The sequence below is a fragment of the Nocardioides sp. Leaf285 genome (genome assembly GCF_001422955.1).
Classification (GTDB): Bacteria; Actinomycetota; Actinomycetes; order Propionibacteriales; family Nocardioidaceae; genus Nocardioides; species Nocardioides kribbensis.
Genome location: NZ_LMNH01000006.1, coordinates 78,697 through 92,129 on the forward strand (window position 1 = coordinate 78,697; position 13,433 = coordinate 92,129).

Below are 13,433 nucleotides of genomic sequence, written 5' to 3' on the forward strand. Positions count from 1 at the left end.
AGCTGCTGTGCGGTGACGGCGGGCTCGCGCAGTCCAGGCAGCGACCGAGTCGCTCCCGTCGTAGCCAGCCGAGGCTGCCGGTGACCACCCACGCCGCAGCGAGGAGCGGCCGCGGCGACGTCACGACGGGCCGCCGCCGATGCCCGTGCGTACGGAGTAGAGCTCGGGGAAGAACGTGAGCTCCAGCGCCCGCTGGAGGAAGCCGACGCCGGAGCTGCCGCCGGTGCCGGTCTTGAAGCCGATGGTGCGCTGCACGGTGCGCAGGTGGCGGAAGCGCCACAGCTGGAAGGCGTCCTCGAGGTCGACGAGGTCCTCGCAGATCGCGTAGCCCTCCCAGTGGGTGCGCGGGTCGTCGTAGAGGGCGGCGAGCACCGGCACGAGGTCGGGCCGCTCGACCCAGGCCTCGCGGACGTCGCGGCCCAGGACGTCGGCGGGCACGTCGTGGCCGTGACGGGCCAGGAAGGCCAGCAGGGCGTCGTAGACGGTGGGGGTGTCGAGCAGGTCCTGCAGATCGGCGCGCACGGTGGGCTTGGCGTCGAAGACGCGGAGCATGCGGGTGTTCTTGTTGCCGAGGATGAACTCCACCCCGCGGTACTGGTGGGACTGGAAGCCCGACGAGGGGCCGAGGGCGTCGCGGAACCCGCCGTACTCGCTGGGGGTGAGCGTGGCCAGCACCGACCACTGCTCGGTGAGGGTGCGGAAGATGTGCTTGACCCGGGCCAGCGCCTTGCGGGCCCGGTCGACGTCGTCGGCCTCGAGGTAGGCGCGCACGCCGCGCAGCTCGTGGAGGACGAGCTTGAACCACAGCTCGGTGGTCTGGTGCTGGACGATGAAGAGCAGCTCGTCGGGGTGGACCGGGTCGCTGACCGGGTGCTGCGCGGAGAGCAGCCGGTCGAGGTCGAGGTAGGTGCCGTAGTCCAGCGCCTCGCGCAGGTCGGTGCGGATGCCCTCCTCGAGGGGTCGCTCACCGTGCTCCAGGGCCATCGGGTCTCCTCCGGTCGGGGCCGGCCTCCGGGTCGGTGGCCGCCGCCACGTCACACCGACGCGGCCGTGCCAGGAGCCTGCCACGCCGCCGGACCGTGCAGGCCCCGACTGTCGGTGGTCGCCCCTAGCGTGACGGGCATCGCAGCGGCACTGGGTCGCGGCGCGACGGGGACGGGGCGTGCGGTGACGCAGCTGACGGGATCGTGGCGGGAGTTCCGCCGGCGACTGGGTGACCGGCTGGCCGAGCTGGGGGACGGCGAGGTGGTGTCCCTCGAGGTCGAGGTCGTGGACATGGAAACGGGTCAGAGGCCCGGCGTCAGGCTGACCGGCTGGGGCGCGGGCATGGTGCAGGCGGAGGTGGTGGCGGGTGCAGGCGCCGACGCGGCCGTCCGCCGGGGTCTGCTCGACCTCGGGTGGCTCGACCCCGCCGCGGAGCCGGGCGAGGAGGTCGACGCCGCGGTCCGGGGCCTCCTCGACCGCCCGCGAGCGCGAGCCGACGAGCTGGCGGCGCTGGCCGTGTGCACGCTCACCGAGGTTCTCGGCTGTCCTGACCCGGCGTTCCTCGTGACCGATCTCGACCTTCGGGGCCTCCGGTCGGCGGGCGGGCAGGAGCCGCCACGCACGTCACCTGCCCCGCTGGCCACGATGCCCGAGGGCGTCGAGCACCTGCAGGAGATGGTCGACGAGGTGCTCCTGGAGATGTCGGAGGGCGACGAGCTCGAGCGCGACGAGGACGGCGACGTGCCGGTGCGCGTGGGCCTGTCGACGGTGTTCGTGCGGGTGCTCGACGACGTGCCGGTGGTGCGCCTCTTCGGGTGGCTGGCCGTCGACCTGCCCGACCACGCAGCAGCGCTGCGCGAGGTCGCCCTGCTCGCGGCGCGCATGCCGTTCCTCCAGCTGCGGGCGGTGGAGGGCGAGATCGAGTTCGGCCACGACCTGCACGCCCTGCCCTTCGCGCCCATGCAGCTGCGGGTCGTGCTGTCGCGGATCATGCAGGAGATCGACGAGGCCGCGCGCGACACGGTGGCGCGGCTCGGTGGCCGGCGCTACCTCCAGCCGCCGACGGAGCCGGCGCCGGCAGCCCGCACGGCGGCCTTCGAGCGCCTGGCCCGCCTCGGGCCCGGAGCCGTCGACCTCGCGGAGGCCACGCCCCTGGCCGCCGTGGTCGAGCTCATGGCCGACGCCCGGCTCGCCCCGGAGCTGGTGGCCGAGCTGTTCGACCACGACCGGCGCCTCATCGTGGCCCACCTCGTGGGTGTGCGTGCCGGCCACCTCGACGTGACCGGCGTGGACGTCGAGGAGCTGCTCGCCGGCCTGCGCGCTGCGCTGCGCTTGGTGGTGTGGCGTCAGTCCCGCGAGCGGGAGCCCGCCCCGCCGCGTCCCGTGGTGGCCCGGAGGCGCGAGCGCCAGCTCTCGTTGCTGCCCGACGACGAGCCCGGGCTCGAGCTGTTCGACCCGGGGGAGGAGGCGCGCTGGGCCTGAGGACAGGCGTGGCTGCGACCACCCCGACGGGCCCTTGCGCCGTGCTCCGCGCGGACTACCGTCGAGAAGGCCGGTGAGCGCGGCACCAACGAGGGTGCGGCGTGATCGCCGGCGGCACGGAGAGGACGCGAGATGAGCGACTACCAGGTGGTCAACCCGTCGACGGGCAAGGTCGAGAAGGAGTACCCGACGGCGACCGATGCCGAGGTGCAGGACGCGCTGACGCGCTCCCACGCGGCGTACGGCCAGTGGCGCACCACCGACAAGGCCGAGCGCACCGCGGTGCTGCACAAGGTGGCCGATCTCTTCGACGAGCGCATCGACGACCTCGCCGCGATCATCGCCCGCGAGATGGGCAAGCCGCTGCGCGAGGGCAAGGGCGAGCTGCAGCTGGTGGCCTCGATCTTCCGCTACTACGCCGACGAGGGCCCGGGCCTGCTGGCCGACGAGCCGCTGAGCCCGTCGATGGGCGGCAACGCGGTCGTGCGCAAGGAGGCCGTGGGGGCCCTGCTGGGGATCATGCCGTGGAACTTCCCGTACTACCAGGTGGCCCGGTTCGCCGCGCCCAACCTGATGATCGGCAACACCATCCTGCTCAAGCACGCCCCCCAGTGCCCGGAGTCGGCGCTGGCGATCGAGCAGATCTTCCACGACGCCGGCCTGCCGGCCGACGCCTACATCAACCTCTTCGCCACCAACGACCAGGCCGCCGACATCATCGCCGACCCCCGCGTCGTGGGTGTCTCGGTCACCGGCAGCGAGCGCGCCGGCGCCGCGGTGGCCGAGGTCGCGGGCCGCAACCTCAAGAAGGTCGTGCTCGAGCTCGGCGGCTCCGACCCCTTCATCGTGCTCGACGCCTCCGACCTGGGTGCGGCGGTCAAGACCGCCGTGCGCGGACGCATGGGCAACGCCGGCCAGGCCTGCAACGCCGCCAAGCGGATGATCGTGGTCGACGACCTCTACGACGACTTCGTCGAGCAGTTCACGCAGAGGATGTCGGCCCTGCAGCCGGGCGACCCCTTCGAGGACGGCACCGGCTTCGGTCCGCTGTCCTCCGAGGGCGCCGCGCAGACCCTGGTCGAGCAGCTTGAGGACGCCAAGGCCAAGGGTGCCACCGTGCGCACCGGTGGCAACCGCGTCGACCGCCCGGGCTCCTTCGTCGAGGCCACCGTGCTCACCGACGTCACCCCCGACATGCGGGCCTACGGCGAGGAGCTCTTCGGACCCGCCGCCGTCGTCTACCGCGTGGCCGACGCCGCGGAGGCCGTCGAGCTGGCCAACGCCTCCTCCTTCGGTCTCGGCGGCGTGGTGTGGAGCGACGACGTAGTGAAGGCCCAGCAGGTCGCCGACCAGCTCGACACCGGCATGGTGTGGATCAACAGCGCGCAGGGCACGGCCGCCGACCTGCCCTTCGGCGGCACCAAGCGCTCCGGCGTGGGCCGCGAGCTCGGCCCCTACGGCATCGACGAGTTCGTCAACAAGAAGCTCATCTACACCCCCCAGGGCTGACCCGGGGAGGCCGCCGCCCAGACCCGCGGGTGAACGGCGCACGACCGCACGGGGCCGGTCGGACGAACACCGTCCGGCCGGCCCCGCGCGGCGTGCGGGAGCGGCTGCGGCGGTTTCCGCGCAGCCGCGCCGCGGCCTATCGTGGACGCTGAGACAGACGAGCCACGGGCGTGGCGCAGACGGACGGGGGAGGTGGTCGCCGTGAGCGGTGAACCTCCCAGTCGTCCCCGTCCCGCTGCCTGAGGCAGCCCCGCCCGCCGCGCCCACCGCCCGGCGCAGCCCGTCCGCGGAGGAGTCTCCCGTCATGTCCGAGCGCCCGTTCCTGCCCCTGCGCCACCTCGCCGGCCGTCGTCGTGCGCCCCACCCCGCGCCGGCCGCGCCCGCGGCCCCGGCGGCGCCCGACGGCGCGCGGGTGGGCCACGAGACCCTCGTCGACGCCGCGGTCTACGTCGACGGCGACCGCGTCGAGTCGCTGAGCAGCCTCGCCGACACCTACCGCTGCCTGCGCGAGCGCGGCGACGAGGCCCCCGACGACGGCGCCATCGCCTGGATCGGTCTCTACCGCCCCGACCAGCACGACCTGGCCTCGCTGGCCGAGGAGTTCGACCTGCACGAGCTGGCGCTGGAGGACGCGATCCTCGCCCACCAGCGGCCCAAGCTGGAGCGCTACGACGACACCCTCTTCGTCGTGCTGCGCGCCGCGAGGTACGTCGACGCCACGGAGGAGGTGGAGTTCGGCGAGGTGCACGTCTTCGTCGGCCCCGACTTCGTGGTCAACGTGCGCCACAGCGAGGCCCCCGACCTGGCCGCCGTGCGCCGGCGCCTGGAGAGCAACCCCGACCTGCTGCGGCTGGGACCGGAGGCGATCCTCTACGCCATCCTCGACCGGGTCGTCGACGGCTACGCCCCGGTCGTCGCGGGCCTGGAGAACGACATCGACGAGATCGAGGTGCAGGTCTTCACCGGCGACCCGGGCGTCTCGCGGCGTATCTACGAGCTGACCCGCGAGGTCATCGAGTTCCAGCGGGCCACCGGCCCGCTGCTCACCGTCGTGCGGCGCCTGACCCTAGGCTTCGCGAAGTACCGCACCGACGAGGAGCTCCAGCGCTACCTGCGCGACGTCGAGGACCACCTCGTGACCGTCACCGAGAAGGTCGACGGCCTGCGTCAGCTGCTGCGCGACATCCTCACCGTCAACGCCACCCTCGTGGCCCAGCAGCAGAACGAGGAGATGAAGAACCTCAGCGAGGTCAGCATCTCCCAGAACGAGGAGGTCAAGCGGATCTCGGCCTGGGCCGCGATCCTCTTCGCGCCGACCCTGGTCGGCACGGTCTACGGCATGAACTTCGACTCGATGCCCGAGCTGCACTGGCGCTTCGGCTACCCGATGGCCGTAGTCATGATGTTCATGGTCAGCGTCGTGCTCTACGTGGTCTTCCGCCGGCGCCGCTGGATCTGAGCAGACTGGATCTGAGCAGACCCGCGGACGCCGGCGGACCACGCCGGGGTGGTGCTCAGGCGCAGTTGTCGCACTCGCCGGTGGGCGGGATGGCCATGAAGCAGGTGGGGCAGATGTCGGGCTGCGCCTCCTCGCGGTTCTTCTTCCGCTCGCGGGTGACGACCATGTCGTAGCGCGGGGAGAGCGCGGCGTTGCCACCGTCGGCCGGGAGGGTGGCGTCGGCCCAGCGGTAGCACTCCATGCGGGCCAGGGCGGCGTGCTTCTCGCGGGCCAGCGGGTCGCTGATCGGGTCGGCGTCCTGCAGGCGCAGCACCTCGTCGTAGGCCTCGCCGACGGTGCCGTGCACGCCGTGGACCACCAAGGCGGTCAGCGGGGGCTCGCCGGCGGCGTGGACCTCGGCCGCGACGCGGGCCAGCACGCGCCCGATCCAGTTGCTGGGGTTGCTGCGGGTGCGCACGCCGGTGTCGGCCTGCAGCCGCCCGGCGAACTCGGTGTGGGTGATCAGGCCGTGGTAGGTGCCGGCCACCTCGGTCAGCACCGGGCGCGCGGCGGCGACCCAGACGTCCTCGCCCTCGGCGGCGGTCACGGGCTCGGCGGGCGCCTCCGGCTCGGAGGTCTCCTCCGGGTCCGGGGTCTCCGTCTCGTCGCGGTCGTCCTCGAGGGCCTCGTCGGGCTCCACGTCGGTCGGGCTGGCAGGGGTCGTCGTCTCGAGGCTCATGACGTCCGTACTGGAGCTGGCACGTGTCGGGCGTGGTCGCGCGGCGCCGTGCCCCGGCTCCCTCACCCTCGACTGTACGGCGAGGACGCCAGTCGCACCGAATGCGCCGGTCGGCCCACGTGCGTGCCGGGCCCCCTCCGGAGGCGACCGGCGAGGTTCACCCGCAGGACCACCCCGCGCCATCTCGGTGGTGTGGCCTCGGGGCATGAGCGATCTCGGACGCCCCTCCAGCAGCCCCGCCAGCAGCCCCGTCAGCAGCCCGGCCGGCAGTGCCACCTCCACGCCGGTGGGCCGCCGTTCGCTGCTGCGCGCGGGCGCGCTCACCGCCGGCGCGCTGACCACGCTGGGTGCCACGAGCGGGGTGGCGGCCACCTCGCCGCAGGTGCGGCGGGCCGCGTCGGCCGGCGGGCTGGTGACGCGACGCCTGACGCTGCCCTCGGGCGTGCAGAGCGGTGACGTCACCCCGCGCACCGCCGTGCTGTGGGCGCGCTCGAGCGGGCGCGGGCGGCTCGTGGCCCACCTGCGCAGCGGTCGACGACGCCGTGTCGTCCGCGGTCCCTGGGCCACCGACGCCTCCGACCTGACCGCCAAGATCGCCCTCGACGGGCTCGCCCCGGGCCGGGAGTGGGAGGCGGAGCTGGCCTTCGAGGACGAGCAGGGCCGGCGCGGCGAGGCCCGGGTCGCGCGGTTCACGACCCCGTCGCTGCGCCCGGCGGCCACCAGCTTCGTGTGGACCGGCGACACCTGTGGCCAGGGCTGGGGGATCAACCCCGACCTCGGCGGGCTGCGGGGCTACGCCGCGATGCACGCCACGCGTCCCGACCTCTTCGTCCACGCCGGCGACACCGTCTACTCCGACGGCCCGATCGCCGCGGAGGTCGTCGAGCCCGACGGGCAGGTCTGGCGCAACCTGGTCATCCCCGAGGTGACCAAGGTCGCCGAGACCCTCGCGGAGTTCCGCGGGCGCCACCGCTACAACCTGATGGACGACAACGTGCGCGCCTTCTACGCCGACACCCCCGTCGTCGCGCAGTGGGACGACCACGAGACCACCAACAACTGGTGGCCCGGCGAGGTGCTCACCGACGAGCGCTACACCGCCGAGCGTCGCGTCGACGTGCTCGCCGCCCGCGCCCGGCGCGCCTGGCAGGAGTGGCAGCCGATCGCCGACCCCCGCGCCCACGGACGCGGCAGCGGCTTCGCCGAGGCCCGGATCTACCGCAAGGTCTCGCGCGGGGCCCACCTCGACGTCTTCTGCCTCGACATGCGCACCTTCAAGGACCCCAACACCCCCGGCCTCGAGCAGGAGCGCACCAGCGTCCTGGGCCGCGAGCAGCTCGACTGGCTGGTGCGGGAGGTGCGCCGCTCGACCGCGACCTGGAAGGTGATCTCCGCCGACCTGCCGATCGGGCTCGTCGTGCCCGACGGCAGCGCCCAGGAGGGCCTGGCCAACCGCGATCCCGGCGCCCCGCTCGGCAAGGAGCAGGAGATCGCCGAGGTGCTCAGCGCCTTCAAGCGCCACGGCGTGCGCAACACCGTGTGGATCACCGCCGACGTGCACTACTGCGCGGCCCACCACTACGACCCGGCACGGGCCGGTTTCACCGACTTCGACCCCTTCTGGGAGTTCGTGGCCGGGCCGATCGCCTCGGGCACCTTCGGACCCAACGACCTCGACGGCACCTTCGGGCCCGAGGTGGTCTTCAGCAAGGTCGCGGGCACGCCGGGGGAGTCGCCGCGGGCGGGCAACCAGTTCTTCGGCCACGCCGCGATCGACCGCGCCGGGCTGCTGACCATGAGCCTGCGCGACCAGTCCGGCGCGGTGCTGTTCAGCCGCGACCTCGAGCCGCAGGTGGCCACCCACTAAGACACCTCTTGACAAACTGCTGCGGGGGTGTTCCACCCTGCGGGGTGGGAGTGGCCGCGCGCCCGCGCTGTCACGTTGGGGGCTCGGTCCACCGACGAAACGAGTCTCAGATGAACATCGGCAACAGCTTCGAGAACGCGCTCGACCGCATCATCGGCTTCCTGCCCAACCTGCTCGGCTTCCTCCTGCTCCTCCTGGTCGGCTTCATCGTGGCCAAGGTCGTGGCCAAGGTGGTCGCGACCGTGCTGAAGAAGATCGGCCTCGACAAGCACCTGCACGAGTCCGACGCCAACCGGTACGTCGAGAAGGTGCTGCCCGGCGCCAGCCCGTCCAACGGCATCGCCCGGGTCGTCTTCTGGCTGATCTTCGTCTTCTTCCTCTTCGCAGCCATCGGCGCGCTGCAGGTGCCGGCCGTCACCACCTTCATGAACCAGGTGCTGGCCTACCTGCCCAACGTGATCGCCGCCATCGTCATCTTCGTGGTCGCCGCCCTCGTCGCCGGAGCCGTCGCGGCCGGGGTCGCCAAGCTCATGGGCGACACCCCGACCGGCAAGATCGTGGCCACCATCGTGCCGGCGCTCGTCATGGTCATCGCGATGTTCATGATCCTCAACCAGCTGCGCATCGCCGAGGAGATCGTCTCCATCGCGTTCGCCGCGACCATGGGCGCCCTGGCCCTCGGTCTCGCCCTCGCCTTCGGTCTCGGCGGCCAGGACGTCGCCCGCCGCATGCTCGAGGACGCCTACTCGCGCAGCCGCGAGGCCAAGGAGCAGGCGAAGAGCGACCTGCGCACCGGTCGCGACCGCGCCCAGCAGGCCGCCGGCTCGAGCGACTCGCCGACCTACGACCGGGCCTACGACCAGGGCTTCGACCCGGCCTACGACCAGGGCGCGCAGACCGCGCAGACCCCGCCGGTGCCGCCGACGGAGCGCTACTGATGGCGAAGCGCACGGACCACGCCGCCCAGGAGGACCGGTACGACGGGCAACTCGACGGGCCCGCCGCCGCACGCCGCCGCTCCGGACCCACCCGCACCGTCGGGGAGGCCCACGCCCGTGACCGCTTCGGCGGCACCAACTGGGGCGCGGCGTTCTTCGGCTGGCTGGTGGCCATCGCCACCGCGATCCTGCTGACCAGCATCGTCGGCGCCGTCGCCAGCGCCGTCGGGACCAGCCGCGACATCACCCAGACCCAGGCCGAGCGCTCGGCCGGCACGATCGGGATCGTCGCCGCCGTCGTGCTGCTGGTGGTGCTGGTGGTGGGCTACTACGCCGGCGGCTACGTCGCCGGGCGCATGTCCCGCTTCGACGGGGCCAGGCAGGGCCTCGGGGTGTGGATCATCGGCCTCGTCGTCACCCTCGTCGCGATCGTGCTCGGGGCGGTATTCGGCTCGCAGTACAACATCCTCGACCGGGTCAGCCTGCCCAGCATCCCGCTCGGCGGCGGTGACCTGGGCTGGGGCGCGGTGATCACCGCCGCCGCCGTCGTGGTCGGCACGCTGCTGGCCGCCCTGCTCGGCGGCAAGGTGGGGCGGCACTACCACGCGCGGGTCGACCGCGCCGCCGCCTGAGCCCGCAGGCCTCCTTCGACCTCGACGTCCCCGGTCCGCCCTGCGAGGGGCGGGTCGGGGACGTCGTACGTCGTGCCGCGCCGGATCAGGCCGGGGCCGCGATGTTGACCAGCCACGTGATGCCGAAGCGGTCGGCGCACTGGCCGAAGACGTCGCCCCACACCTGCCGCTCCAGTGGCACGTGCACCTGGCCGCCCTCGGCCAGTGCCTCGAACCATCCGCGCAGCCGGGGCTCGTCGTCGCCGCTGAGGCTGAGGGTCACGGTGTCGCCGGGGGTCACGGTCATGCCCGGCGGGACGTCGGCGGCCATCAGCGTGACGCCGTGCTCGCCGCGCAGCATGGCGTGCATGACCAGGTCGGCGTGCTCGCCCTGCTCGCCCATCTGCGCGAACGTCATCACGTCGAGCTCGCCGCCGAAGAGCGACTGGTAGGAGGTCATCGCCTCGCGGGCGGTGCCGTGGAGGTGGAGGTAGGGGTTCAGCAGGACCGGCATCGGGGCTCCTCAGGGCGGTGGTCGGGCGGTCGCGGGGACCGGTGTGTCGAGGTGCAGACCGGTGGTGTCCTGCGAAGTCATCGGCGTGACGCCGGGCGGCGGTGAGAAGGGTCACCGGGTGTTGGCTTGATCGGCACCAGGGGGCCCGTGGCAGCCTCGGTGCCTCCTCCGGCACACCGGAGGCACCCGGCCCGAGCCGAGGCCCGTCACGGCGCCGGGGTGACCCCAGCAGCACGCAGTGACGGGCGCGGGAGACCCGAGCAGGACGCCGCGGCGCAGGCCGCGGCTCGGGGTGGAGCCGGAGCGACCGCGAGGCAGCGCCGGCCGGGCACAGGCGCCCGAACCCGACAGGACCCCTTCCGCAGGCGATGCCTGAGGACCACCGATGACCCACACCCGCATGCGCACCCTCGGGGCGACCCTCGTCGCCGCCATGGCCACCAGCACGGTGCTCGGCACCGGGCTCACCCTCGACACCGCCCGCGCCGCGGAGGCGGCACCGACCGAGCGCCAGACCACCCAGGCCGCCCAGACCACTGAGGCCACGGAGGCCACCGGGACCACCCGGACCGCCGACGCCCGCCGTGACGACGGCCCGACCCGTGCGGAGCGGATCCTGGGCGTGGCCCGCGCCCAAGCCGACGACGTCTACCGCTACGGCGCCGCCGGGCCCGACGCCTTCGACTGCTCGGGCTTCACGCAGTTCGTCTTCCGCAACGCCGTCGGCGAGGCGCTGCCGCACTCCTCGGCGGCCCAGGTCGACCGCACCCAGCGCGTCACCCCCGCCGAGGCCCGCCCCGGCGACCTGGTCTTCTTCTACGACGGCGGCGGGGTCTACCACGTCGGCATCTACGCCGGCGACGGCTACATGTGGAACGCCGCCAACTCCGAGGCCGACGTCGAGCGCACGAAGATCTGGACCGACCAGCGGTTCTTCGGCCGGGTGCGCTGAGCCCGGCAGGCCCGTCCCGGCCCACCCGTCGGGGCCACTCGTCCGCGGTGCACCCCCCTCCGGCGCTCGCCCGGAGGGGGGTGTTTCCCCAGATGTGGGCATCAGTTCGCCGGCTCCCGCAGACGTGGGGGGTGCACCGCCCTAGACTCCGAGGACCGGGCACCCCCACCCGGCTCTCGGTCTCGTGTGCGCGGAGGCAGCAGGTGCGGCAGGTGCTGGTCAGGTCCGGAATGGTCCTCGGCGTGCTGGGCGCGCTCCTGGTGCCCTCGCTCTCCTCCCCGGCCTCCGCCGCGGGCGACGCCACCGTCGTGGTGCGCGGCACCGACCTGCCCGTGGGCGGCCCGATCGAGCTGTCGTACGTCGGGTGCGCGCGGCTCTACGAGCGCACGGCCGAGGTGCCGCAGCCGTTCGTCGGGCTGGGCCCCGACCAGGCGCCCGCGGGCGAGCGGAGCCTGCGCTACGACCTCGCCGGCGGCACGGCGCTGGGCTCGCTGAGCTACGCCCGCTCGATGGCCTCGACCACGACCTCCGGCCTCTCGGTGCAGGCGCCGCGCGGCGCCGCGGGCGTCGCGTGGGTGGGCTACCAGGAGCCCGCCGACTTCGGCACCACCACCTACTGGTTCGGCCGCGCCGACGTCTCGGCGCCCGCCGGGGCGTGGACCAGCGTGGAGACCACCGGCCTCACCTACACCTGGTCGCGCTACGACATGGCCACCCGCCGCGCCGTCGGCGGCGCCACCGCCGCCCCCTCGACGCTCGCGGCGATGATCGCCGAGCGCGGCGACGGGCCCGGCTTCCGCACGGTCGGCTTCGGCTGCGACGGCAACCGCTTCGCCCTCGACGCGCTGCGCGTCGGCGACGCCACCGGCACGACCACCTACGACCTCGAGGGCCTCACGACCACGACCGTCATGGCCGCTCGCCCGGCCCCGAGGGGCACGGTGCTCACCGGCGTCCTGCGCGACGGCTCCGGCGAGCAGGTCGTGCGCGGCACGCTCGTGCTCGAGCGCCAGGTCGCCGGCGGCTGGGAGACCGTGCAGGTCGTCCCCGCCGAGGCCGTCGACGCCACGGTCACCGTCGCCCCGGAGCAGACCACGACCTACCGCTGGCGCTTCGCCGACCGGCCGCTGGCCGAGGGCAGCGTCTCCGAGCCGACCACGGTCACGGTGGCTCCCGGCCAGGAGACGTCCCAGGAGCCCACCCAGCAGCCCACCCGGCAGCCCGCCCAGCGCTGACCTCTGCGGGCCCGGCCCGTAGCCTCGCCCCGTGCAGTGCCACCACTTCGACGCGGGTCGCTGCCGCTCGTGCGCCTGGATGGGTCAGGCCTACGACGACCAGGTCGCCGCCAAGCAGCGTCACTGCCGCGGGCTGCTGGCCGCGTGGCCCGACCTGACGTGGCTGGAGCCCCACCGCAGTCGCGAGGAGGGCTTCCGCAACAAGGCCAAGATGGTGGTCGCCGGCACGCTCGAGGCCCCGACGCTGGGGATCCTCGACCCGTCGGGGGCCGGCGTCGACCTGCGCGACTGCGGCCTGCACGAGCCCGGCCTGGCCGCCGCCCTGCCCGCCCTGGCCGACTTCGTCACCCGCGCCGCGGTGGCGCCGTACGACCTCGCGACGCGGCGCGGCGAGCTCAAGCACCTGCTCGTGACCCGCTCGCCCGACGGTGAGCTCATGGTGCGCTTCGTGCTGCGTTCCACCGAGCCGGTCACCCGGATCCGCAAGCACCTCCCGGCCCTCCACGCCGCGCTGCCCGAGCTGGTGGTGGTCTCGGCCAACGTGCAGCCCGAGCACAAGGCCGTGCTGGAGGGCGAGCGCGAGATCGCGCTGAGCCCGCGCGAGACGCTGGCGATGCGGGTCAACGGGCTCACCCTGCGGCTGCGGCCCCAGGGCTTCTTCCAGACCAACACCGAGGTCGCGGCCGCGCTCTACCGCCAGGGCCGCGACTGGGTCGAGGAGGTCGCCCCGGCCTCGGTGTGGGACCTCTACTGCGGGGTCGGCGGCTTCGCGCTGCACGTCGCGGCCCCCGGGCGCCTGGTCACCGGGGTGGAGGTCAGCGAGGAGGCGGTCGCCGCCGCCCGCGCCACCGCCGAGGACGCCCGGCTGCCGGGCCTGCGCTTCGAGGCCTCCGACGCCACGACGTGGGCGCAGGCGCAGGAGGCCGGCCCCGAGCTGGTGGTGCTCAACCCGCCACGGCGCGGCGTCGGGCCCGAGCTGTGCGCGTGGCTGGAGGGCTCCGGGGTCGGCCACGTCGTCTACTCCAGCTGCAACGCCGTCTCGCTGGCCCGCGACCTGGCCGCGCTGCCGTCCTTCGCCCCGCGCCGGGCGCGGTTGTTCGACATGTTCCCCCAGACCACCCACCACGAGGTGATGGTGCTGCTTGAGCGCCGCTGACGGGTCAC

12 protein-coding genes are annotated in these 13,433 nt (G+C 73.7%); 9 read left to right on the plus strand and 3 right to left on the minus strand.

Annotated elements, in window-relative coordinates:
• Positions 1–120: 120 nt before the first annotated feature.
• A complete protein-coding gene (locus ASF47_RS19805) occupies positions 121–984 on the minus strand; it encodes a tryptophan 2,3-dioxygenase (RefSeq protein ID WP_056865757.1) in 864 nt (287 codons plus the stop codon).
• A gap of 183 nt (positions 985–1,167) precedes the next feature.
• On the opposite strand from ASF47_RS19805, the gene ASF47_RS19810 reads away from it, so the two are divergent.
• From ASF47_RS19810 to ASF47_RS19820, 3 genes are all read left to right on the plus strand, one after another.
• A complete protein-coding gene (locus tag ASF47_RS19810; RefSeq protein ID WP_056865758.1) occupies positions 1,168–2,466 on the plus strand; it encodes a T3SS (YopN, CesT) and YbjN peptide-binding chaperone 1 in 1,299 nt (432 codons plus the stop codon).
• A 132-nt stretch (positions 2,467–2,598) separates the two neighbouring features.
• A complete protein-coding gene (locus ASF47_RS19815; RefSeq protein ID WP_056865759.1) occupies positions 2,599–3,975 on the plus strand; it encodes an NAD-dependent succinate-semialdehyde dehydrogenase in 1,377 nt (458 codons plus the stop codon).
• Between the two features lie 304 nt (positions 3,976–4,279).
• Positions 4,280–5,434: a magnesium and cobalt transport protein CorA gene (locus ASF47_RS19820; RefSeq protein WP_056865760.1), complete on the plus strand. Its 1,155-nt coding sequence runs from the start codon at positions 4,280–4,282 to the stop codon at positions 5,432–5,434.
• A 55-nt stretch (positions 5,435–5,489) separates the two neighbouring features.
• Here ASF47_RS19820 and ASF47_RS19825 read toward each other — a convergent pair whose 3' ends face one another.
• Positions 5,490–6,152: a hypothetical protein gene (locus ASF47_RS19825; protein ID WP_200919257.1), complete on the minus strand. Its 663-nt coding sequence runs from the start codon at positions 6,150–6,152 to the stop codon at positions 5,490–5,492.
• Between the two features lie 205 nt (positions 6,153–6,357).
• Between ASF47_RS19825 and ASF47_RS19830 the strand changes: the two genes are divergently transcribed.
• The 3 genes from ASF47_RS19830 (at position 6,358) to ASF47_RS19840 (ending at position 9,589) form a co-directional block, all read left to right on the plus strand.
• Positions 6,358–8,019 (plus strand): alkaline phosphatase D family protein, encoded by a 1,662-nt coding sequence (locus ASF47_RS19830; RefSeq protein ID WP_082500552.1) that lies wholly within the window; start codon positions 6,358–6,360, stop codon positions 8,017–8,019.
• Between the two features lie 110 nt (positions 8,020–8,129).
• Complete coding sequence (locus tag ASF47_RS19835; protein ID WP_056865761.1) at positions 8,130–8,957, plus strand: mechanosensitive ion channel; 828 nt, start codon at positions 8,130–8,132, stop codon at positions 8,955–8,957.
• The gene (locus ASF47_RS19840; RefSeq protein ID WP_056865762.1) at positions 8,957–9,589 is read left to right on the plus strand and encodes a hypothetical protein; all 633 of its coding nucleotides are present in this window, start codon (positions 8,957–8,959) and stop codon (positions 9,587–9,589) included. The genes ASF47_RS19835 and ASF47_RS19840 overlap by 1 nt, the downstream gene beginning before the upstream one ends.
• A gap of 85 nt (positions 9,590–9,674) precedes the next feature.
• Here the strand turns inward: ASF47_RS19840 and ASF47_RS19845 are convergent, their stop codons facing one another.
• Positions 9,675–10,082, minus strand: a complete 408-nt coding sequence (locus ASF47_RS19845) for a VOC family protein (RefSeq protein ID WP_056865763.1) — start codon at positions 10,080–10,082, stop codon at positions 9,675–9,677.
• A gap of 385 nt (positions 10,083–10,467) precedes the next feature.
• On the opposite strand from ASF47_RS19845, the gene ASF47_RS19850 reads away from it, so the two are divergent.
• From ASF47_RS19850 to rlmC, 3 genes are all read left to right on the plus strand, one after another.
• On the plus strand, positions 10,468–11,034 hold the full coding sequence (locus ASF47_RS19850) for a C40 family peptidase (RefSeq protein ID WP_056865764.1): 567 nt from the start codon (positions 10,468–10,470) through the stop codon (positions 11,032–11,034).
• A gap of 212 nt (positions 11,035–11,246) precedes the next feature.
• Entirely contained in the window at positions 11,247–12,269 is a 1,023-nt protein-coding gene (locus ASF47_RS19855; protein WP_156698082.1) for a hypothetical protein, read from the plus strand.
• A 31-nt stretch (positions 12,270–12,300) separates the two neighbouring features.
• Positions 12,301–13,425 (plus strand): 23S rRNA (uracil(747)-C(5))-methyltransferase RlmC, encoded by a 1,125-nt coding sequence (gene rlmC / locus ASF47_RS19860; protein ID WP_056865766.1) that lies wholly within the window; start codon positions 12,301–12,303, stop codon positions 13,423–13,425.
• Positions 13,426–13,433: the final 8 nt, after the last annotated feature.